Annotated in this window: 18 protein-coding genes; 11 read left to right on the top strand and 7 right to left on the bottom strand. The window is 73.4% G+C overall.

From position 1 onward, the window contains the following. Window positions 1-128: 128 nt before the first annotated feature. Together STRNI_RS18705 and STRNI_RS18700 are read right to left on the bottom strand one after the other, a co-directional pair. Window positions 129-734: a SigE family RNA polymerase sigma factor gene (locus STRNI_RS18705; protein WP_018092996.1), complete on the bottom strand. Its 606-nt coding sequence runs from the start codon at window positions 732-734 to the stop codon at window positions 129-131. 353 nt (window positions 735-1,087) lie between these two features. Further along, complete coding sequence (locus STRNI_RS18700; protein WP_018092997.1) at window positions 1,088-2,047, bottom strand: HhH-GPD family protein; 960 nt, start codon at window positions 2,045-2,047, stop codon at window positions 1,088-1,090. Window positions 2,048-2,439: 392 nt separating this feature from the next. Here STRNI_RS18700 and STRNI_RS18695 point away from each other — a divergent pair, with 392 nt between their 5' ends. Continuing rightward, entirely contained in the window at window positions 2,440-3,159 is a 720-nt protein-coding gene (locus tag STRNI_RS18695) for a pyridoxamine 5'-phosphate oxidase family protein (protein WP_277411634.1), read from the top strand. A 243-nt stretch (window positions 3,160-3,402) separates the two neighbouring features. Here STRNI_RS18695 and STRNI_RS18690 read toward each other — a convergent pair whose 3' ends face one another. Beyond that, a complete protein-coding gene (locus tag STRNI_RS18690; RefSeq protein WP_277411633.1) occupies window positions 3,403-3,987 on the bottom strand; it encodes a phosphatase PAP2 family protein in 585 nt (194 codons plus the stop codon). A 230-nt stretch (window positions 3,988-4,217) separates the two neighbouring features. On the opposite strand from STRNI_RS18690, the gene STRNI_RS18685 reads away from it, so the two are divergent. From STRNI_RS18685 to STRNI_RS18675, 3 genes are all read left to right on the top strand, one after another. Then, window positions 4,218-5,027 (top strand): hypothetical protein, encoded by an 810-nt coding sequence (locus STRNI_RS18685; protein ID WP_277411632.1) that lies wholly within the window; start codon window positions 4,218-4,220, stop codon window positions 5,025-5,027. A gap of 314 nt (window positions 5,028-5,341) precedes the next feature. Further along, the gene (locus STRNI_RS18680; RefSeq protein WP_277411631.1) at window positions 5,342-6,328 is read left to right on the top strand and encodes an NAD-dependent epimerase/dehydratase family protein; all 987 of its coding nucleotides are present in this window, start codon (window positions 5,342-5,344) and stop codon (window positions 6,326-6,328) included. Window positions 6,329-6,822: 494 nt separating this feature from the next. Next, a complete protein-coding gene (locus tag STRNI_RS18675) occupies window positions 6,823-8,553 on the top strand; it encodes a sensor histidine kinase (protein WP_277413280.1) in 1,731 nt (576 codons plus the stop codon). Window positions 8,554-8,738: 185 nt separating this feature from the next. On the opposite strand, the gene STRNI_RS18670 is transcribed toward STRNI_RS18675, so the two are convergent. Next, the gene (locus STRNI_RS18670; RefSeq protein WP_266450552.1) at window positions 8,739-9,440 is read right to left on the bottom strand and encodes a response regulator transcription factor; all 702 of its coding nucleotides are present in this window, start codon (window positions 9,438-9,440) and stop codon (window positions 8,739-8,741) included. Between the two features lie 282 nt (window positions 9,441-9,722). Between STRNI_RS18670 and STRNI_RS18665 the strand changes: the two genes are divergently transcribed. Further along, window positions 9,723-11,063 (top strand): globin domain-containing protein, encoded by a 1,341-nt coding sequence (locus STRNI_RS18665; protein ID WP_277411630.1) that lies wholly within the window; start codon window positions 9,723-9,725, stop codon window positions 11,061-11,063. 81 nt (window positions 11,064-11,144) lie between these two features. Then, window positions 11,145-11,648 (top strand): pyridoxamine 5'-phosphate oxidase family protein, encoded by a 504-nt coding sequence (locus STRNI_RS18660; RefSeq protein WP_277411629.1) that lies wholly within the window; start codon window positions 11,145-11,147, stop codon window positions 11,646-11,648. Window positions 11,649-11,672: 24 nt separating this feature from the next. Here STRNI_RS18660 and disA read toward each other — a convergent pair whose 3' ends face one another. Together disA and radA are read right to left on the bottom strand one after the other, a co-directional pair. Next, complete coding sequence (disA, locus tag STRNI_RS18655) at window positions 11,673-12,797, bottom strand: DNA integrity scanning diadenylate cyclase DisA (RefSeq protein WP_026170238.1); 1,125 nt, start codon at window positions 12,795-12,797, stop codon at window positions 11,673-11,675. A 125-nt stretch (window positions 12,798-12,922) separates the two neighbouring features. After that, on the bottom strand, window positions 12,923-14,335 hold the full coding sequence (gene radA, locus STRNI_RS18650; protein WP_018093005.1) for a DNA repair protein RadA: 1,413 nt from the start codon (window positions 14,333-14,335) through the stop codon (window positions 12,923-12,925). A gap of 250 nt (window positions 14,336-14,585) precedes the next feature. Here radA and STRNI_RS18645 point away from each other — a divergent pair, with 250 nt between their 5' ends. After that, window positions 14,586-16,337, top strand: coding sequence for a BACON domain-containing protein (locus STRNI_RS18645; RefSeq protein ID WP_159486897.1), 1,752 nt, complete (start codon window positions 14,586-14,588; stop codon window positions 16,335-16,337). A gap of 51 nt (window positions 16,338-16,388) precedes the next feature. Here the strand turns inward: STRNI_RS18645 and STRNI_RS18640 are convergent, their stop codons facing one another. Further along, window positions 16,389-17,261 (bottom strand): DUF3109 family protein, encoded by an 873-nt coding sequence (locus STRNI_RS18640; protein ID WP_277411628.1) that lies wholly within the window; start codon window positions 17,259-17,261, stop codon window positions 16,389-16,391. Between the two features lie 77 nt (window positions 17,262-17,338). Here STRNI_RS18640 and STRNI_RS18635 point away from each other — a divergent pair, with 77 nt between their 5' ends. From STRNI_RS18635 to ilvD, 4 genes are all read left to right on the top strand, one after another. Further along, a complete protein-coding gene (locus STRNI_RS18635; RefSeq protein ID WP_093643680.1) occupies window positions 17,339-18,265 on the top strand; it encodes a Ppx/GppA family phosphatase in 927 nt (308 codons plus the stop codon). 172 nt (window positions 18,266-18,437) lie between these two features. Beyond that, complete coding sequence (locus STRNI_RS18630) at window positions 18,438-19,262, top strand: sugar phosphate isomerase/epimerase family protein (protein WP_174876353.1); 825 nt, start codon at window positions 18,438-18,440, stop codon at window positions 19,260-19,262. Then, window positions 19,259-19,900, top strand: a complete 642-nt coding sequence (locus tag STRNI_RS18625) for a TetR/AcrR family transcriptional regulator (protein ID WP_148589877.1) — start codon at window positions 19,259-19,261, stop codon at window positions 19,898-19,900. Before STRNI_RS18630 ends, STRNI_RS18625 begins: the two co-directional genes overlap by 4 nt. Before the next feature lie 271 nt (window positions 19,901-20,171). Next, entirely contained in the window at window positions 20,172-22,022 is a 1,851-nt protein-coding gene (gene ilvD / locus STRNI_RS18620) for a dihydroxy-acid dehydratase (protein WP_159486891.1), read from the top strand. The last annotated feature ends 101 nt before the right edge of the window (window positions 22,023-22,123 follow it).

The following is a 22,123-nucleotide window of genomic DNA, read 5'->3' as shown; positions in this document are numbered from 1 at the left end:
CCGGAGCCGTAAGGCACCTGTCGTTCTGCCCGTTTTCACCGGTAAGGATATTTTTCGTCTGGTATCTGGTGTGGTGCCGTGTTCCGTGCCGCGTTCCGTGCCCTGTTCCGCGTGCCGTGCGCCGCCCGTCAGGCCGCGCACCGCTCCCGCTCCCGCTCGCCGCGCTCCAGCATCCGCGCGTCGATGTCACGCATCTGCAGCTCCTGACGCAGCCGCGCCAGCGCACGGTGCAGCGTGCTCTTGACGGTACCCGTCGACATGCCGAGTGCTGCCGCGGTCTCCTCCGTGCTCATCTGCTCCCAGTGTCGCAGCACCACGACGCTGCGCTGCTTGGGAGCCAGCACCCCGAGGATGTCCATCAGGAGGGCACGGTCGGCGCGCTGCTCGGTGCCGTCGTCCACGCTCGCGTCCGGAAGCTGCTCGGTGGGCACCTCCTCCAGCTTGCGCGCCCGCCACCACTCGGTCCGCGTGTTGATCATGACGCGGCGGAGGTAGGCGTCGGCCAGCGACTTGTCCGCGATGCCGTCCCAGCGGCCGTAGGTGCGGACCAGGGCCGTCTGCAGCAGATCCTGAGCGTCGACCGGGTCGGGCACCAGGCGCCGGGCGCTCCGCAGCAGGGCCTCCTGCCGCGTACGAACGTACTCTTCGAAGTCCAGTACCTTGCCGCCGCTGGTCGCCATCTCGACGCCTCCGATCCGCTTTCGTTTCCCCACGTTGACCGTGCTGACGGTCATCTCCAGCACGAGGAAGACGCTACGGAGAGGGTGTTGCGACGTAATGTGCGTCGGCCCCACAACGAGTGCACGGAAAACCCTCGGTTGTGTAACAGCGCGCCAGGGGTCATACCTCGGACGGACGGCGGGCCTGTGCACGTCATACTCCGGGGGGAGAAGCACCCCCACCGCAAGGCCTATCGGCCGTGACACGACGGCAACCCTGCCCCGCGAGGGACTTCTTCAGGCCGTATCGGGGCACCATTCGGTCATGCTGCGCCAAAGGTGACACCGAATCAGACAGGCGGCCGTCACGCCAGGAGGCGCGGCCGCCGAAGCAGCCGCGCCTCCTCAATCCGTATGTGACAGCCGCGCTATGTCAGCGGCAGCCGGTACCGGCCCCCGCCCAGCGGCTCGACCAGACCGTCCGAGACCAGCCCGTCCAGCGCCCGCGCCCGCTGCACCGGCTCGTCCCACACCGCGTCCAGCACCTGCTGCGGCACCGGCGTGACCGCCTCGCGCAGCACGGCCAGCAGCTTGCCGCGCACCTGACGGTCGGTACCGGCGTAGGTCTGGGTGCGGCGCGGCGGACCGTCGTGCGCCGGGGACCCGGCCTGCCGCCACGCGCACTGCGCCGCGATCGGACAGCGGTGGCACTCCGGCGTGCGCGCCGTGCACAGCAGTGCACCCAGCTCCATCGTGGCCGCCGCCCAGCGCGCCGCCAGCTGCTCCTCCTCGGGCAGCAGCGCACGGGCGAGCTTGCGCTCCGCCGCGGTGGTGGCGTTCGGCGGGAACTGGCGGCCGGCCACCGCGCGGGCGAACACCCGCCGCACGTTGGTGTCCAGCACCGCATGCCGCTGCCCGTACGCGAAGGACGCGACCGCCGCGGCGGTGTACTCGCCGACGCCGGGCAGCGCCAGCAACTGGCTGTGCTCACGCGGCACGTCGCCGCCGTGCCGCTCCTGTATCGCGGACGCGGCGGCGTGCAGCCGCAGGGCGCGCCGCGGATAGCCGAGCCGGCCCCAGGCCCGGACCGCCTCGCCCGGCGCCTCGGCGGCCAGGTCGGCGGGGCGCGGCCAGCGGGCCAGCCACTGCTCGTACACCGGCAGCACTCTGCTGACCGGGGTCTGCTGCAGCATGAACTCGCTCACCATCACGCCCCAGGCGCCCGCTTCGGGGCGGCGCCAGGGCAGATCGCGGGCGTGCTCGTCGAACCAGTCGGTGACCGGGCCGTGCAGCGCGGTCCCGTCGGCGGCTTCCGCGGCCGCGTCGGCGGCGGAAGCGGTCTCGGCGGCGGCGGTCGTGGCAGTGGTGGTGACAGGCGTCGAAGTCATGGCACTGCCGATCCTGGCACGTCCGGCGTCGCCCAGGAAACGCACCGGGCCCGCCCCGCCGCACGCCCACCCACACGCAGGACGGCCGGGTGCCAATGGGGGGTGGTTGGAGGGGGGTGTGGAGGGTGTGGGAAGGGAGAGAGGGGAATGGCGTGGAGGGGGCGGGGTGGACTCGGTCGATGGGGCGCTGCGGGGCCGGGGGCGCGATCGGGTGGTGGGCAGGGCCACTGGCGGGGCGGGGGCTGGGATTAGTGGCCGGGCCGGTGGGCCGGGGGAGGGGCGCGCGGTGTGGGGCACCGGCGCGTGCCACCCCCGGTCACACCTCGGCGGGAACTGGCTACTCTCCGTAATCGTTGCTGGAATAGAAGGAGGCGGCAAGCGAGGATGCGGGCATGGCGGAGATGAGCGGAGCGGACGACTCGGGCGAAGACACGGGCGGCGAGGCGGGACCGGGCGCCACCGCGGGAGTGGGCGGAGCCGCGGGATCGGGCGCCACCGCGGGACCAGGTGGAGCCGCGGGGACGGCCGGCGCTGCGGGAGTGGGCGGCGCCTCGGGGGCGGCGGGTCCGGGCTGCCCGGAGGCGATCCGGCGCGCGCTGGCCGCGCATACGACGATGACGCTCGCGTACGTGGACGAGGACGGGCCGCAGGCATGCGCGGTGCTGTACGCCGCGGGCGTGGCGTCGGGCGCGGAGGACGGTGGGGCGGCCGGCGTGGAGGCCGGTGGGCCGTCGGGTGGGGCGTCCGGTGTGGCGGGGGCCGGGGCGGTTGGTGCTGAGCCCGCGCTGTATTTCGTCACCGCTACCACGACGCGGCACGGCCGGGCGCTCGTGGAGCCCGGCGCGCGGGTCGCGTTCACGGTGCAGCGGGACGGCCAGGAGTGGAGCGGCCTGACGGGACTTCAGGGCCGGGGCCGCTGCCGCCCGCTGAGCGGCGCCGAGCGGGCGGCCGGCTGGCAGGTCTATGTCGAGCGCTTTCCGTTCGTCACGGCGAGCGACCGGCTGCGCGCCGCCCTGGAGCGCACCACCCTGTGGGAACTGCGCCCCGACTGGCTGCGGCTGATCGACAACGGCCAGGGCTTCGGCCACAAGGAGGAGTGGTCGGGGCGGTGAGGCCGCTTAGGCGGTGAGGTTGTGCGGGGGTGGAGTGCGCGGTGGTGAGGCCTCGCGGTCCTGCGGGTGAGGCCCCGCGGTCCGGCGGGCTAGGCCGCGCGGTCCTGCGGGGGTGGGGTGCGCGGTGGTGAGGCGCCGCGATCCTGCGGGTGAGCCCCGCGCTTGTGTCTCCGCGAGCCCCCGCGGAGGTGGGGCCCCGGTCGGGGGGCCGCGCCCCCGGGGGAACCGGCGCCGCGCCCACTGCTACGCCGCCACCAGTGCCCGCCAGCGTCCGGTCCGCATTCGTGCCACCAGGGCGGTTGTCGGGCGGGCGAGGAGTGCTGGGCACAGGGCCGCCACCGCTGCGCCGAGGGTGAGGCCGGCCAGTACGTCGTGTGGGTAGTGGACGCCGACGAAGACCCGGGACAGGCCGGTCAGCAGGGCGACCGGGAGTGCGAGCAGGAGTGTGGCCCGGCAGGCGAGGGTGAGGCCGACGGCCAGGGCCGCGGCGATCGTCGAGTGGTTGCTGGGGAAGGACCAGTCGCCCCCGGGCGGGCAGGGTGCGATCGAGGCGGCCGCCCCCGCCACCGCCCGGCAGGGCCGTTCCTCGTCCACCAGGCTCTTGACGAGTTCGCTCAACAGGTAGGCGACGGCGCTGGATATCGGCACCAGTACCGCCAGGGCGACCGAACGGGCCGTGTGGCTGCGGGCCCGCCACCACACGGGGACCGCCGTCGCCATCAGGAGCAGCAGTCCGCCCTCGGTGCCGAGGCCGGCCAGGGTGCGGAGCCAGTCGGGGGAGTGGTGGGCGAGGTCGGTGAGGTCGCGGTAGAGAGTGGTGCTGTTCATGATCAACGACCGTACGGACCGGCCCGGTTGTGCCGCAGCCGACGATCGGCAGGGGCGCATCTGACGAAAGTAAGGCCGGAGCGGAGCAGACCGAGACCTAGCGGGCATCAGGCCCGTTGGGGCCGGAAACGCGGTCGGGGGGCCGGCTCCGGGCCGATCATGGGAAAAGTTGCAGCCGGAAGCGGCGGGTACTGGCCGGTGCGGGGGCCGATCTCTCGTAGAGTTTCCGCGTGGGATCACTGCGCAATCCGATCGGGCCGCTTCCCTCCTCCATCTACTGGCGGCGGAGGGCCGTTGCGCTGGCCATCGTCGTCCTGCTCGCCCTCCTGGTGGTGTGGGCCCTTAACTGGGGCGGCGACGCCGGCAAGAGCAGCGATGAGGGCAAGGGGGCGCAGGGTAACGGCCCCGCGACGTCCATCACGCCAGGGCCCTCCGCGAGCGGTCCGGTGAACGACCAAAAGCCGGGCGGACGCGATGAGTCGGGCGATGACGTAGGGGACGAAGGGTCGGACTCCGGTTCGGGCGGCTCGGGGGCTGCGGGCGGTGGCAACGGAAGTTCCGGTGGTGGTTCCGGTTCCGGGGGCGGGCCGATCGGTCAGGGCTCCGGCAAGAACGCCGTCAGTGCCGGCTCCTCGCTCCCCAACTGTGTCTCCGGAAAAGCGGAGTTGGTGCTGCACAGCGTCAAGCGCTCCTATGCGCCGGGCGCCCGGCCGAAGTTCGAGCTGACGGTCGAGAATGCGGCCGGGGCGGCCTGCAAGGTGGATCTCGGGCAGAAGGCCACGGTGCTCACCATCAGCGACGCCGCGGGCGACGACCGGGTCTGGGCCTCGAACGACTGCCCGTCGGGCACCGAGCCCGCGCTGCTGCAGGTGCCGGCGAAGGGTTCCGTGCAGCGCGTCATCGAGTGGGACCGCCGGGCCAGCGGCCCGCAGTGCGCCACGCCGAGTTCGGCCAAGGTACCCGCCGGCAAATATGAGATCGAGGCCAAGGTGCCGGGGTTGGAAGCGGCCCGTACGACGTTCGTCCTGGCTGAGGGCTGAGGCTCTGCCGGTCGAGGCCCTGGCCTGTGGTTGAGGCCATGGCCTGTAGTTGAGGGCTGTGGCCACGGAGTGAGCTGTGAGCTGAGCCCCGGGCAGCAGTTACAAACTGGAGCCCCCGGCCTCGCCCGCGTCACCGGCGTCTCCCCCATCACCCGCATCGAGCGGGCCGGTGACGAGCTGACCGGCGTCCAGCGGCCCCCGGCCCCCGAATCCCCGCCCCCGGACCCCACCCCTCCGCTAATTCCGCCCAGAGGGATTCCGCCCAGAGCGTGCATCGCTGGTCCCGGCCACCGGCGTCCGGCACAGTCGCCGTTATGAAGCTACTGATGCTGGGCGGTACGGAGTTCGTGGGACGGGCGGTCACCGAGGCGGCGATGGCGCGGGGGTGGCAGGTGACGGTGTTTCACCGGGGGAAGCACGCTGCGCCGGAGGGGGTGACGTCGCTGCACGGCGACCGGGGGGACGCGGCGGGGCTCGCTGCCCTGGAGGAGGGCGAGTGGGACGCCGTTGTCGACACCTGGAGCGGTGCGCCGTCGGCGGTGCGGGACACGGCGCGGCTGCTGGCCGGGCGGGTCGGGAGGTATGCCTATGTCTCCAGCGGTTCGGTGTACGCCTCTCCGCCCAGCGCCCCGTACGGCGAGCGGGCTCCGCTGGTGACGGGCTCCCCCGACGCCACGGACGCCGAGGACTATGCGCAGGCCAAGCGGGGCGGTGAGCTGGCCGCGACCGAGGCGTTCGGGGACCGGGCGCTGCTGCTGCGCGCGGGGCTGGTCCTCGGGCCGTACGAGAACATCGGGCGGCTGCCGTGGTGGCTGGGCCGGATCGCCCGCGGTGGCCCGGTCCTCGCGCCGGGGCCGCGGGAGTTGGCGCTGCAGTACATCGACGTCCGGGATCTCGCCGTCTGGACGGTCGATGCGCTGGAGGCCGGGCTGGGCGGTGCGTACAACCTGGTGAGCGAGGCCGGGCACGCCACGATGGGGGAGTTCCTGGAGAGCTGTGTGCAGGCCACCGGCGCGGACGCGGAGCTGCGCTGGACCGCTCCGGAGGATGTCCTCGCCGCCGGTATCGAGCCGTGGATCGAGCTGCCGGTCTGGCTGCCGCCCGGCGAGCCGCGGGACGCGTTCTTCAGCACCGATGTGTCCAAGGCGCGTTCGGCGGGGCTGCGTTGCCGTCCCGTCGCCGAAACGGTCGCCGACACCTGGACCTGGCTGCAGTCCCTCGGCGGAGTGGCTCCGCAGCGCCCGGACCGGCCGGTGGTGGGACTTGCGCCGGAGCGGGAGGCGGCGGTGTTGCGCGGCTGATGTGGCGGTCGGGCCCGTGGCTCCGTAGTGCCGGGACCGGCCGGTGGTGGGGCTTGCGGCGGAGCGGGAGGCGGGTGTGCTGCATGGCTGACGTGGCGACCGAGCCTGTGGCTCCGCAGCTCCCGGAGCGGGAGGCGGCCCTGTTGCGCGGCTGACGCGGCGGCCGGGCCGCGGCAGGGCGGGCCGGTGGGCAGGTGGCCCAGTGGTCCGGTGGGCCGGGAAGGGCGCTGAGCACGGGGGAGACCTGGCCGCCCTTCCCGGTGTACCCATGGTCGGGTGCCGGTGCGCCGGGGCGCCAGGGCCGAACAGCCCCTCGTACGGGCCCGGGTGGCCCTGGGCTGGGGCCGCCCGGCCGTGGCGAGCGGGGCCGGCCCCCTCTGGCGCTCGCGTACGCTGCTGTGCAGGTACGGGACCCGGGGAGCGGCTCAGTCATGTCGGAAGCAACGCAGCACGATCCGGTCTTACCGGGGCCACACCTTCGCGAACCGGACCGGATGCGCAGTCTGCTCGACGCCGTGATGAGTCTGGGGCGCGGGCTCGAACTGCCGCAGGTGCTCCAGGGCATCGTCGAGGCGGCGGTCACCCTCACCGACGCGGAGTACGGGGCGCTCGGCGTGGTCGGTGACGGGCAGCGGTTGTCGCAGTTCCTGCCCGTGGGCATGTCGGACGCCCTCATGGCCGAGATCGGTCGCACGCCCTGCGGACGGGGCATCCTCGGTGAGCTCATCCGCCGCCCGGAGCCTCTGCGGCTGACCGATCTGAGCAGCCACCCGCACAGCTACGGCTTTCCGGACCGCCATCCCCCCATGCGGACCTTCCTCGGGGTGCCGGTCCGGGTCCGTGACGAGGTCTTCGGCAATCTCTATCTCACCGAGAAGCGCGGCGGGGGCTCCTTCGACGCGGACGACGAGGCCGTGGTGACCACCCTGTCGATCGCGGCCGGTGTGGCGATCGACAACGCCCGTATGTACCACGAGAGTCGCCGCCGGGAGCGCCGGCTGGAGGCGCTCGCCGAGATCACCCGCAGCCTGCTGTCCGGCACCGAGGCGGACCGGGTGCTGCAGCTGATCGCCGAGCGCGCGCTGGAGGTCGCGGGGGCCGACAGCGCCGCCGTGCTCCTGCCGACCCAATCCGGGCCGGACCGGCTGCGGGTGGCGGTGGCGCACGGTGCGGGCGCCGGCCGGATCGCCGGTCTGCTCGTACCGGCCGAAGGCTCACTGCCCGGTATGGCCGCCCGCACCGGCCGGCCGGTGGTCAGCGCCGACATCCGGTCCGACCCCCGCGCGTATCCGCTCGGCCTGGGTGACGGGACCGAGGGCGGGACCGAGGGCGGGACCGAGGGCGGGACCGAGGGCGGGACCGAGGGCGGGACCGAGGGCGGGACCGAGGGCGGGACCGAGGACGGGACCGAGGGCGGGACCGAGGGCGGGAGCAAGGAGGAGCACGGTCCGGCCATTGCCGTCCCCCTCCAGATCGACAGCGGACGCGGTGCGCTGCGGCTGAGCCGGCTGGCGGGCCGGCCCCCGTTCGACGACACCGAGGCGACCTTGATCTCCGGCTTCGCCGACCAGGCCGTGATCGCCCTCGAACTCGGCCGCCACCGCGCCGAGTCGGAGGAACTGGCGGTCTTCCACGACCGCGACCGCATCGCCCGGGACCTGCACGACCTGGCGATCCAGCGGCTCTTCGCCACCGGTATCACCCTGCAGAGCGCGACCCGGCTCATCGACCGGCCCGAAGCGGCCGAGCGCGTCGGCCGCGCGGTCGACGACCTGGACGACACCATCAAAATCATCCGCTCGACCATTTTCGGACTGCGCACCACCGGCGACGGCCGGGGCGGTCCGAGCCTGCGCCGCGAGCTCACCGAGGCTGTCCGGGGCGCCACCGGCACGCTCGGCTTCGCCCCCTCCCTGCGCATCGACGGCCCGGTGGACGCCACCGTCCCGGACGCCCTGGCCGAACAGCTGCTGGCGGTGGCCGTGGAGGCCCTGAGCAACGCCGCCCGGCACGCCCGTGCGCACCGACTCGACCTGGTGCTGACCGTGGACGACGCGGTGACGCTGACGGTGACGGACGACGGGGTGGGGGTGGGCGCTGCCCGGCACACCGGCGGGCTGGCCAATCTGCGCGCACGGGCCGAGATGTACGGCGGCCGGCTGACCGTCGGGGCACCCGCGTCCGGCGGTACCCGTCTGGTGTGGAGCGCCCCGCTGCCGTCCTGAGGAACGGGCCCGGGCCGTCGGGGCGTTGCTCAGTCGCCTGGTATCCGTCTGGTGTGGAGGCGTCCCACTGTCGGCCCGAGGAACGGGCCCGAGCCCAGGCCGCCAGGGCATCGCGCAGCCCGCCGTCAATGCATCGCGCAGTCCCCCTGCCAGTGCATCGCCCAGTCCCGCCACCGGCGCGTTGCTCAGCCCCCCGGCTCCCGGAGCCGTTCGGCGACCATCGCTGCCTGGACGCGGCGGCCCACCCCCAGCTTGGAGAGGATGGCGGAGACCCGGTTCTTGACCGTCTTCTCGGCCAGGAACAGCCGGTGGGCGATCTCCCTGTTGGTCAGGCCCTGTCCGATCAGTTCCAGGACCTCGCGTTCCCGGGGCGAGAGCCGGTCCAGCTCCGACGCCGGTGGCTCCTGGGGCGTGCGCTGGCGCGGGCCGCGCAGCCGGGCCATCACCCGGGAGGCCGCCCGCGGGTCGAGCATCGATTCGCCGGCCGCCACGGTGCGTACCGCGTGCACCAGCTCCGAGCCGTTGATCTGCTTGAGCACATAGCCGGCCGCCCCCGCCATGATGGCGTCGAACAGCGCCTCGTCGTCGTCGAAGGACGTCAGCATCAGACAGGGCAGCTCCGGCATCCGGGCGCGTAACTCCCGGCACACCTCGATGCCTTCGTGGTCACCGCCGGTGCCGGCCCCGCCGCCGAGGCGTACGTCCAGGACGGCCACCTGCGGGCGGGTGGCGGGCACCCGCGCGAGGGTCTGCCGGGCGTCGCCCGCCTCGCCCACCACCTCGATGTCGCCCTCCGCCTCCAGGAGGTCGCGCACCCCGCGCCGGACCACCTCGTGGTCGTCGAGGATGAAGACCCGCAACGGGCCGGGTGGGGTGTGCTGGTTCATGCAGTGCTCGCTCTGTCGCCCGGGGCATACCGGCAGTCGGTCCGCTGACGGATCATCCAGTATGTCCCTCTCCGGTGGCGGTCCGGCATGCGGGACGGGACGTCCCGGCACGAGGGTGCCGTGGCGGAACGGGGCCGCGAAAGGGCCGAAAGGCCCCGGGGAATGGGGCCGTTTGGGGAGAAGTGTCCGGTGCCATACTGGCGCCCCCTTTCCGTCGGACGGGCGGATTCCACGGCGGTCCGCGGCGCCGCCCCGCCCTCCGTCACCCCAGGAGGCCCGTTCATGGAATCCCTCACCGGCACCGGCACCAGCACCAGCACCGGCACCGTCGGCGGCGAGTACCACGCCCTGCTCGCCCGGCACGACGCGATGCGGCTGCGCAACCGGCTGCTGTCCCCGAGGCGGTCCGCCGAACCGGACTTACCCGGCCCGGCGCGCTATGACGGTGCCGCCGACCAGCGTCTGATCACCCAGTACCTGGATCTGGTGACCCCCTTCGGCGAGCTGATCGAACACCTCTATGCGGAGATGTTCCGCCGCCGCCCCTATCTGCGGAGCCTGTTCCCCGCGTCGATGGACTTCCAGCGCGCCCATCTCTCCCGGATCTTCCGGTATCTGATCGAGAATCTGCACGACCCGGACGAGGTGGCGGCGCTCTTCACCCGGCTCGGCCGCGACCACCGGAAACTGGGTGTCCGGCCGGTGCACTACCGGACGTTCGAGGCGGCGCTGCGGGTGGCGCTGCGCCGTACCGCCGGCGGCCGGTGGACCGACGCCGTGGAAGCGGCCTGGGTGCGGATGCTGCGGTTCGCCGTCGCGGCCATGGTCGAGGGCGCGGAGGCCACCCTCGCCGAACCCCCGTACTGGCAGGCCACGGTGACCGCCCATGAGCTGCGCCGCCCGGACCTCGCCGTCCTGCGCGTACGGCCCCATGAGCCCTACCCCTACCGGGCCGGGCAGTACGCGGCCGTCGAATCGCCGCTGCTGCCCCAGGCGTGGCGGCCGTACTCCCTCGCCTGCGCACCCCGGCCGGAAGGCGAGCTGGAGCTGCATGTGCGGCAGACCTGCGAGGGCGGGGTGAGCGAGGCCCTGGTGACCCGCACCCTGGTCGGGGACGTCCTGCGGCTGGGCCCGGCGAACGGCACGATGACGCTCGACGACGACGCCCTCGACCGCGATCTGCTGCTGGTGGCGGGCGGTACGGGCTGGGCGCCGGTCAAGGCGCTGGTGGAGGAGCTGGCCGGGCGCCGGCCAGGGGGCGCCGGGCGTCCGGTGCGGGCCGCCCAGGAGCGCCGCCGTGTGCAGCTGTTCCTCGGCGCCCGCAGCCGCGACGAGCTGTACGACGCGCGGGTGCTGGCGGATTGGGCGGACTGCCGCCCGTGGCTGCGGGTGGTGACGGTGCTCGACGAGGGCGCGGCGGCCGGTGCGTACGGCCCGGTGGCCGAGGCCGTGGCCCGTCACGGCGACTGGTCCGGTCACCTCGCCTATGTCAGCGGTCCGCCCGCGATGGTCGGCGCCACGGTGTCCCGGCTGACCGCGGCCGGTCTGCCCGCCGACCGCATCCGCCACGACCCGCTGCTCGACGCCGGCGGGGTCCGGCCGAGGCCGGCGGCGGCGCGTTAGGGGCCGAACGGCCCCTGGCGCGCGGTGGCCGGTGATCGTCTACTGGGCAGGTCAGCGTGTGCGGACGAGAGGGAGCGGGTGGTGAACGACACGTCGGCCGGGCACTGCGCCGCGGCCCGCACCGGGCAGGGCGGGGCAGCCGCAGAGGGGCCGCGCCGCAGTGCGGCCCTGCACCGCGCGGAGGCCCTGCGGCTGTTGGGCACGGTCTCCCTGGGCCGGATCGTCTTCACCCGCCACGCGCTGCCGGCGATCCACCCCGTCCCGCATCTCGTGGACGACGGCGACATCGTGCTGCGCACCCACGAGGGCGCCGCACTGACCATCCGGGACCGGTGGGCCGGCGCCGGGGGCGTGGTCGTCGCCTATGAGGCGGACGCCATCGACGCCGTCACCCACCTCGGCTGGAGCGTCGTGGTCACCGGCTACTGCCATCTGGTCACCGACCCCGACGCGCTGGCGCGCTACCGGCGCCTGCTGCGCCCGGGGTGGAGCGGGCCGGACGAACTCCCCCGGCGGGAGCGGCCGCACGAGCATGTGCTGCGCATCCGCCCCGATCTCGTGACGGGGGTCCGGCTCACGGCCTGAGGGCCGTGCCGCGGTGTGCGCAGGTCAGACGTACCGCTCCAGGATCGACGACTCCGCGAGCCGCGACAGGCCCTCGCGGACCGAGCGGGCGCGGGCCTCGCCGACGCCGTCGACCGTCTGGAGGTCGTCGACGCTGGCCGCGAGGAGCTTCTGCAGGCCGCCGAAGTGGTCGACGAGGCGGTCGATGACCGTGCCGGGCAGCCGGGGGACCTTCGCCAGCAGGCGGAAGCCGCGCGGCGAGACCGCGGAGTCCAGGGTCTCGGGGGCGCCGCTGTAGCCCAGCGCGCGGGCCACGATGGGGAGTTCGAGGAGCTCGGTGTGGCTGAGGGCGTCCAGCTCGGCGAGCGCCTCGGCGACCGTGCGGGAGCGCTTGGCGGTCGGCTCGGGGACGTAGTCGCGGACGACCAGCTCCCGCTCGGGCTCCACGCCGGCGATCAGCTCCTCCAGCTGGAGGGCGAGCAGCCGGCCGTCCGTGCCGAGCTCGACGACGTACTCGGCGATCTCGGTGGCGATCCGGCGGACCATCTCCAGGCGCTGGGCGACCGCGGTGACATCGCGGACCGTGACCAAGTCCTCGATCTCCAGGGCGGAGAGGGTGCCGGCGACCTCGTCCAGGCGGAGCTTGTAGCGCTCCAGGGTCGCCAGGGCCTGGTTGGCGCGGGAGAGGATCGCGGCGGACTCCTCCAGGACGCGGCGCTCGCCGTCGACGTAGAGGGCGATCAGGCGCATCGACTGGCTGACGGAGACGACCGGGAAGCCGGCCTGGATGGAGACGCGCTGGGCGGTGCGGTGGCGGGTGCCGGTCTCCTCCGTCGGGATGGAGGCGTCCGGGACCAGCTGGACGCCGGCCCGCAGGATCTTGGTGATGTCCTTGTCGAGGACCAGCGCACCGTCGAGCTTGCACAGCTCGCGCAGCCGGGTCGCGGTGAATTCCACGTCGAGGACGAAACCGCCGGTGCACATGGTCTCGACGGTCTTGTCGAAGCCCAGCACGATCAGTCCGCCGGTGTTGCCGCGGAGGATGCGTTCCAGTCCGTCGCGCAGGGCCGTACCGGGCGCGACGGCGCTCAGCGAGGCGCGCATCAGGCTCTCGGTGGAGGAACTGCCACCGGACCTGCCGGGAGTCGATGCCCGGTCGTTGGCTGCCACTGCACTCCTCCGTCGCAAGGTCTGTCGGTCCGCAGGCCGCCCGGCCCATGCTGTGGTTGACGTACCAGCGGAGCGTACGTGGCCGACAGGCAATTCTGCGGTGACGGGCGAGACCAGGGCAAAGTCTACCGGCGTGCGCCCTCTTCCTGTGGGGCCTCCCGGCGGACCCGCTTGGGCAGCACGCTGAGTGCCTGTCCGACGTCGGCGACCTCCAGCACCCGCATCCCGTCGGGGATCTTGCCGGGGTCGGAGGGGACGAGGGCGTGGGTGAAGCCGAGGCGGGCCGCTTCGGACAGCCGGCGCTGGACGCCCGTGACCCGTCTGACCTCGCCCGCGAGCCCCACTTCGCCGATGGCGACCAGGTTCTTCGGCAGGGGGGTGTCGCTGGCCGCGCTGGCCAGTGCGAGGGCCACGGCGAGGTCCGCGGCGGGCTCGGTCAGCTTCACGCCGCCGACCGTCGCGCTGTAGATGTCGCGTTTGCCCAGGGCGCTGATCCGGCCGCGCTGTTCCAGGACGGCGAGCATCATCGAGACCCGGGAGGTCTCCAGGCCGGAGGTGGTGCGCCGGGGGGAGGGGATCTGGGAGTCGACGGTCAGCGCCTGGACCTCGGCGACCAGGGGGCGGCGGCCCTCCAGGGTCACGGTCAGGCAGGTGCCGGGCACCGGTTCGGCGCGGCGGGTCAGGAAGAGGCCGGAGGGGTCGGCGAGGCCGATGATGCCTTCGTCGTGCAGCTCGAAGCAGCCGACCTCGTCGGTGGTGCCGTAGCGGTTCTTGACGCCGCGGACCAGGCGGAGCCGGGCGTGCCGGTCGCCTTCGAAGTGGAGGACGACATCGACGAGATGCTCCAGGAGGCGCGGTCCGGCGATGGCGCCGTCCTTGGTGACATGGCCCACCAGGAGGGTGGCCATACCGCGTTCCTTGGAGGCCCGGATCAGTGCGCCGGCCACTTCGCGGACCTGGGCCATACCGCCGGGCGCCCCTTCGATCTCGGGGGAGGCGACGGTCTGCACCGAGTCGAGGATCAGCAGCGACGGCTTGACCGTGTCCAGATGGCCGAGCACCGCGGACAGGTCGGTTTCGGCGGCCAGATACAGATGGTCGTCGAGGGCGCCGATGCGGTCGGCGCGCAGCCGTACCTGGCTCGCGGATTCCTCGCCGGTGACATACAGGGTGCGGTGGGCGTCGGAGGCGGCCTTGGCGGCGACGTCCAGCAGCAGGGTGGATTTGCCCACACCGGGCTCGCCGGCCAGCAGGGCGACGGCGCCGGGGACCAGCCCGCCGCCCAGGACGCGGTCCAGCTCGGGCACGCCCGTGGAGCGGGCGGTGGCCTGCTTGCCGTCGACCTGGCCGATGGGCAGGGCGGCGGTGGTGACGCGGCCGGGCGCGGTGGTGCGCACCGCGGGGGCGCCGCCGAACTCCTCGACCGTGCCCCATGCCTGGCACTCGGGACAGCGGCCGAGCCATTTCGCGGTGGTCCAGCCGCATTCGGTGCAGCGGTAGGAGGGACGCTCCTTGCCCGACGATTTACGCGTTGCCATGGGGTCACCGTAGCGGCGGGGTCTGACAACGCCGCCGGGAGCTCTCGCGGAGCGGGCGCCCGGCCACGATCTTCCGGTGCGGGGGCGCCCGCGGCCGGCGGTTGCGCCGACCGAGTGGCGCATACGGAGCGCAGCGCCCGTGTAAAGAGCTATTCGTGTCCCCTTTTGAGGGAGATGGTCACCCGTAAGGGTTAAAAGTGTCCAACGCGAGCAAGCAGGGCTGCATCATCCGCCTACCGTCGCCGGGGTGATGAGCAGCAGGCCCGAGCACCCCACGCACTCCACCGGCGCACACCGGTCGCGCGGCGACGCGCGGCGCCGGAACCGGCGGCAGCCGTCCGAGCGGCCCGGCCCGGACGCCGCGCGCCCCCCGGACGGGAGCCGCGACGGCTACCAGCCCCATCTGGACGGGCTGTTCACCTACTGCCTGTCCGTGCTGTGCGAACACGACGCCGCGACCGCGGTGCTCGGCGAGATGCTCGCGCTCGCCGAGCGGCACCACGGCCGCCGCCCCGCCGACCCGGCGCTGCACCGCTCCTGGCTCTACGCGCTGGCCCGCTGGGCCTGTCTGCGCCGGCTCGCCGAGCGGACCGCGCCGGCCGCCGGGAAGCCGGGCCCCGGAGCGGCCCGCGAGGCCGAGCGCCGGCAGCGTGAACTCGCCGCGCTGGCCTGGCCGGAGGCCGCGGGCACCACCCCCGAGCAGCGCGAGGCGCTGGAGCTCTCGGTGCGCCACCACCTCTCGGCGGACGAGGTCGCCGCGGTGCTCGGCGCCGACCCGATCGCCACCCGCGCCCTGCTGGCCACCGCGTCCTGCGAGGTCGAACGGACCCGGGCGGCGCTGGCCGTCGTCGAGTCCGGCCGTTGCCGCGAAGTCGCGCGGCTGGCGGGCGACACCCAGATGCTGCTGGGCGCGGCGCTGAGCCGCGAGCTGGTGCGCCATGTCGACGACTGCGCCGAGTGCCGGCGGACCGCGGAGCGGGCCACAGCGCCGGGGACCTGGCCGGGCACCGCACCGGTGCCCCAGGGCACCCTGCCGCTGGTCACCGCGCCCATGGAGGCCGTGCTCGGCGCGCTGGCGGCGGCCCGGCGCGCCAAGTCGGGCCGCGCGGAAGGGGTGGCCGGTGCGGGAGGCGGCGGCCGGGCGAGTGGGGCAAACGGTTCTCCTCGCTATGACCGCAGCGGATTCCCCGTGGGCCCACCGAAGGACCGGGTGGCCCGCCGGCGCCGGCTGCGCAGCCGGGCGCTGACCACCACCGTGGTCGCCACGGTGGTCGCCGCGCCGGTGCTGGCCCTGTGGGCGGCATACCGGGGCGGCCCCGCCACCGATGTGGCGGCGGACGACTCGCCCTCGGTGACGGCCAGCGACACCGAGCCGGGGCCGCGGCTGGGCGGCCGCCCGTACGAGAACGCCGGCAACGCCAGGACGACGCCCGGGCCCGGCTTCAAGGCGGGCGACGGGACGCCCGATGTGTCCGTCGAGGTGATCAGCGCGGACGGCACCCCGCAGCGGCCGGGCGGGCCGGGCGGCCGGGCGGAGTCGGGCCCCGGCCGGCTGACCGTCGCCGCCGAGCCCCGCGGCCGGACCACGGTCCTCACGCTCAGCGCCTCGGGCGGCACCCCGGTCCGCTGGCGGGCGTCGGCGGGCGCGGCCTGGCTGCAGATGAGTCATACGGCGGGCACGCTGCTGCCGGGCGAGTCCACGACGATCACGGTCTACATCGACCACGACCGGGAGCCGGCGGGCCACTGGCGGGCCAGGATCGCCATCGAGCCCGGCGGCACCGTCGTCACGATGCACGGCCATGGCGTGACCGGCCCGGCTCCCGGTCCGCAGCGTCCGACGTCCCCGCATCCGAAGCCGACCCCGCCGGGTCCGAAGCCGACGCCCACGCCGACCCCGACGTCCCCCTCGCCCACGCCCACGCCGACGGGTCCGACGCCGAAGCCGACCGGCCCGGAGCCGTCCTCGACACCCTCGAACACGACGCATCCGGCCCGCTGAGCGCACCCGGCGGCCGCCGGTCCCGTTGGTCCCGGCGGCCCCGGTGTGCGCCTACTCCTGGGGCTTCTGCGGCTTCTTCGACTTCTTCGGGGGCCGGGGGTCCGCCGGATGCGGCGCCATCGGCAGCGTCGCCGCCAGCCGCTCCTCGCACAGCTCGGCGAGCTTGGCGTACCCCTTCTTGCCCATCAGCTCGGTCAGCTCGGGCTTGTAGGTGACGTAGACCGGCTCGCCCGCGCCGTGCGCCGAGGTCGCCGAGGTGCACCACCAGTGCAGGTCATGGCCGCCGGAGCCCCAGCCGCGGCGGTCGTACTCGCCGATCGTCACCTGCAGGATCTGGGTGTCGTCCGGCCGGTCGATCCAGTCGTAGGTGCGCCGGACCGGCAGCTGCCAGCAGACGTCCGGCTTGGTCTCCAGGGGCTCGCGGCCCTCGCGCAGCGCGAGGATGTGCAGCGAGCAGCCCGCACCGGCCGGGAAGCCGGGGCGGTTCTGGAAGATGCAGGAGCCCTCCCAGCGCCGGGTCTGGCGGTCGCCGTCCTCGTCCTCCTCGACCCAGCCGGACTGGGTGCCCACGTCGTGGTACTGCCACAGGTCGGGCGTGAGCCGTGCCACATGCTCGGCCACCCGCTTCTCGTCGTCGTCGTCCGAGAAGTGCGCGCCGAGCGTGCAGCAGCCGTCGTCCGCCCGGCCGGCCTGGATGCCCTGGCAGCCGCTGCCGAAGATGCAGGTCCAGCGGGACGTCAGCCAGGTCAGGTCACAGCGGAAGAGCTGCTCGTCGTCGCCCGGGTCCGGGAAGGTGACCCACGCGCGGGCGAAGTCGAGCCCGACCTCGTCGGCCGGGGCCCGGTGCCCCTCGGCCGCCTGGGCGCGCCGCTTTTCTTCCTTCTTGAGCGCTTTTTCGTGCTTCGCCTTTTTCGTCTTTGCCACGACTCCAGCGTAAGGGGGAGCGACGGGTGCGGACCGCGCCGACAGGAGCGGACGTCGCGCCCAGTAAGTTTCCCCGTATGAGACTCGGTGTCCTCGATGTGGGTTCGAATACGGTCCATCTCTTGGTGGTGGACGCACACCCGGGCGCGCGCCCGCTGCCCGCCTATTCGCACAAGGCGGAGCTGCGCCTGGCCGAACTCCTCGACGGGGCCGGGGCGATAAGCGATCCCGGGGTGGAGCGCCTGGTGGCCACCATCCACGAGGCGCTGCAGGTGGCCGAGGACAAGGGCGTCGAGAGTGTGCTGCCGTTCGCCACGTCGGCGATCCGCGAGGCCACCAACGGGGAGGACGTGCTGCGCCGGGTCGCCCTGGAGACCGATGTCGAGCTGCAGGTGCTCTCCGGTGAGGACGAGGCGCGGCTCACCTTCCTCGCCGCCCGCCGGTGGCTGGGCTGGTCCGCCGGCCGGCTGCTGGTGCTGGACATCGGCGGCGGCTCGCTGGAGATCGCCTACGGCCTCGACGAGGACCCGGACGTGGCGGTGTCGCTGCCGCTGGGCGCCGGCCGGCTGACCGCGGGCGATCTGCCCGGCGACCCGCCGGACTCCGACGACGTCCGCACGCTCCGCCGCCGGGTGCGGGCCGAGATCGCCAAGGTGGTGAGCGAATTCAGCCGCTACGGCACCCCCGACCAGGTCGTCGGCACGTCCAAGACCTTCAAGCAGCTGGCCCGGATCGCGGGCGCCGCGCGCTCCGCCGAGGGCCTCTACGTCCAGCGCGAGCTGACCCGCAAGAAGCTGGAGGAGTGGGTGCCGCGGCTGGCCACGATGTCCGCGGAGGAGCGGGTGGCGCTGCCCGGGGTGTCCGAGGGGCGCTCACGGCAGCTGCTCGCCGGGGCGCTGGTCGCCGAGGCCGCGATGGACCTGTTCGGGGTCGAGACGCTGGAGATCTGCCCGTGGGCGCTGCGCGAGGGCGTCATTCTGCGGCGGCTGGACCACCTGCCGTAGGGCGTGTCCGCAGCGCCCGGTGTGCGTGAGTCTCGTCACGCCACCGCCGGCCGTGTCGCCCCGGTAGCGCCCGTTCCGGCCTCCCCGCCCATGGGGACGGGCGCCCGGCGGCGGGGCGCGGCCGTCCGGACCTCCTGCCCCGCGCACAGCCCCGGCCCGTACGCTGTCCTTCGTGACAGAGCCAGTGGTGCGCATCCCGGATGCGAAGGTCGCGCTGTCCACGGCCTCGGTGTATCCGGAGTCGACGGCGACGGCCTTCGAGATCGCCGCGCGCCTCGGCTACGACGGCGTCGAGGTCATGGTGTGGACCGATCCGGTCAGCCAGGACATCGACGCGCTGCGCCGGCTCTCGGACTACCACGGCGTGCCGGTGCTGGCCGTCCACGCGCCGTGTCTGCTGATCACCCAGCGGGTCTGGTCCACCGACCCGTGGGTCAAGCTGCAGCGCGCCCGCAACGCCGCGGAGAAGCTGGGCGCCTCCACGGTGGTCGTGCACCCGCCGTTCCGCTGGCAGCGCAGCTATGCGCGCGAGTTCGTCCGCGGGGTGTGGCGGATGGCGCACGAGACGGACGTGAAATTCGCCGTCGAGAACATGTACCCGTGGCGCTACCGCGACCGCGAGATGCTCGCCTACGCGCCCGACTGGGACCCCACCAACGACGACTACCGGCACTTCACCGTCGACCTGTCGCACACCGCCACCGCGCGCAATGACGCGCTGGAGATGGTGGGGCGGATGGGTGACCGGCTGGCGCATGTCCACCTCGCCGACGGCAACGGCTCCGCCAAGGACGAGCATCTGGTGCCGGGGCGCGGCAGCCAGCCCTGCGCCGCGGTGCTGGAGCGGCTGGCCGCGAGCGGTTTTGACGGCCATGTGGTGGTCGAGGTCAACACCCGGCGGGCGATGTCCGCCGCCGAACGCGAGGCCGACCTGGCCGAGGCGCTGGCCTTCACCCGGCTGCATCTCGCCTCACCGAACAGGGTCCCCGGCTCGTGAGCGGTGGCCGGGACGAGGCGCCCGGTACGCCGCCCCCACCGGCCCGCCGCCGGGGCCGCCCGGCCCGCGCCGCCGCCGAGGCCGGTCCCGGCGCCCGGGACCGCATCCTGGCCGCGGCCCGTACGGAGTTCGCCGCGCGCGGCTACGACAAGACCTCGGTGCGTGGTATCGCCAAGGCGGCCGGGGTGGACGCGGCGCTGGTCCACCACTACTTCGGCACCAAGGAGCAGGTCTTCGCGGCGGCCATCGAGCTGACCTTCGCGCCCGCGCTGACCATGCCGGACGCCCTCGCGGGCGGCGGTGCGGACGTGGGCGAGCGGATGGCCCGCTTCATGTTCGGCATCTGGGAGAACCCGGTCAGCCGGCAGCCGCTGCTGGCGATCATGCGCTCGGCGCTGACCAACGACACCGCCGCGGCCGTGCTGCGAGGCCTCATCGAGCGGCGGATGCTCCAGCGGGTCGCGGGTGAACTGGACGTCCCCGACCCGGAGTTCCGGGTACAGCTGGCCGCCGGGCACCTGATGGGGATCGCCGTGCTGCGCTATGTGATCAAGATGGACCCGGTCGCCTCCGCGGACCCGGAGGAGATCATCGCCATGGTCGCGCCGACCCTCCAGCGGTATCTGACCCAGCCGTGACGCAGCCCTGTTTGTCAGCCCTGACGCAGCCCTGACAAGCGCCCCCCGAGGCGCCTCATCGGCCCGCCGAAGCCCCCGACCTGCGAGAACTCCCCCCGATCCGCTGTCCGCACTACGGTCAGCCGTCTCACATGCCGGAGAGGCTGTCCAGATCTTGGATCAGAAGCGTAATCTCGACAGGAGCTGATATATGACGCCGCCCGGTACGCGGCCAGGGGGCCGGGTACCGGCACCGGCGGTCGTACGGACGATCCCGAGGGAGTGACCCATCGTGCCTGATCTGAGGTCCCGCACCGTTACCCATGGCCGCAACATGGCCGGCGCCCGAGCCCTTATGCAGGCCTCCGGCGTAGCGCGCGAGGACTTCGGCAAGCCGATCATCGCGGTGGCCAACAGCTTCACCGAGTTCGTGCCCGGCCACACCCACCTCCAGCCGGTCGGCCGGATCGTCTCCGAGGCGATCCACGCCGCGGGCGGTATCGCGCGTGAGTTCAACACCATCGCGGTCGACGACGGCATCGCGATGGGCCACGGCGGCATGCTCTACAGCCTGCCCTCCCGCGACCTGATCGCCGACTCCGTCGAGTACATGGTCGAGGCGCACTGCGCGGACGCGCTGATCTGCATCTCCAACTGCGACAAGATCACGCCCGGCATGCTGATGGCCGCGATGCGGCTCAACATCCCGGCCGTCTTCGTCTCCGGCGGCCCGATGGAGTCCGGCAAGACGACCCTCGTCGACGGCACCGTCCGCACCCTCGACCTGGTCGACGCGATCTCCGACGCCGTCAACGACAAGATCTCCGACGAGGACATCCTCCGCATCGAGGAGAACGCCTGCCCGACCTGCGGTTCCTGTTCGGGCATGTTCACCGCCAACTCGATGAACTGCCTGACCGAGGCCATCGGCCTCTCGCTGCCCGGCAACGGCTCGACGCTGGCCACCCACACCGCCCGCAAGGCGCTGTACGAGAACGCCGGCCGCACGGTCGTCGAGATCACCAAGCGGCACTACGACGAGGACGACCACACCGTCCTGCCGCGCAACATCGGCAGCCGCGCCGCCTTCGAGAACGCCATGGCCCTGGACATCGCCATGGGCGGCTCGACCAACACGATCCTGCATCTGCTCGCCGCGGCGCAGGAAGCCGGCCTGAGCTTCGACCTGGACGACATCAACGCCGTCTCCCGCCGGGTGCCCTGCCTGGCGAAGGTCGCCCCGAACGTCGCCCCCGGCGGCACGTACTACATGGAGGACGTGCACCGCGCCGGCGGTATCCCCGCCATCCTCGGTGAGCTCTACCGCGGCGGTCTGCTCAACGAGGACGTGCACACCGTCCACAGCGCCTCGATCGAGGACTGGCTCAAGACCTGGGACGTGCGCGGCGGCTCCCCCTCCGACGAGGCCGTCGAGCTGTGGCACGCGGCCCCCGGCTGCAAGCGCTCCGCGACCGCCTTCTCCCAGTCCGAGCGCTGGGACTCCCTCGATGTGGACGCGGCCGGCGGCTGCATCCGCGACATGGCGCACGCCTACTCCGTCGACGGTGGCCTGGCGGTCCTCAAGGGCAACATCGCCGAGGACGGCTGTGTCGTGAAGACCGCCGGCGTCGACGAGTCCATCTGGACCTTCGAGGGCCCCGCCGTGGTCTGCGAGTCGCAGGAGGAGGCCGTCGACAAGATCCTCAAGAAGCAGGTCAAGGAGGGCGACGTCGTCGTCATCCGCTACGAGGGCCCCAAGGGCGGCCCCGGCATGCAGGAGATGCTCTACCCGACGTCCTTCCTCAAGGGCCGCGGCCTGGGCAAGACCTGCGCACTGGTCACCGACGGCCGCTTCTCCGGCGGCACGTCCGGCCTGTCCATCGGCCACGCCTCCCCCGAGGCGGCGGCCGGCGGCACCATCGCCCTCGTCGAGGACGGCGACCGCATCCGCATCGACATCCCGAACCGCGGCATCGAACTCCTCGTCAGCGACGAGGAGTTGGCGGCCCGCCGCGAGGCCCTCGGTGGCGTCTACGCCCCCAAGAGCCGCGAGCGCAAGGTCTCCCAGGCCCTGCGCGCGTACGCGGCCATGGCCACCAGCGCCGACAAGGGCGCGGTGCGCGATGTGAGCAAGCTGGGCTGAGCCGGGGCGCACACAGCAGTCCACAGCACGGTGCCGGCGGTCGCGGGATGCGACCGCCGGCACTTTGCTTCGCATTGCTTTGCTTTTTCGGCTACAGCCCT

Origin of the sequence: Streptomyces nigrescens (assembly GCF_027626975.1) — a bacterium.
Classification (GTDB): Bacteria; Actinomycetota; Actinomycetes; order Streptomycetales; family Streptomycetaceae; genus Streptomyces; species Streptomyces nigrescens.
The sequence above is the reverse complement of the archived record's forward strand: the minus strand, read 5'-3'. Positions and strand labels throughout refer to the sequence as shown.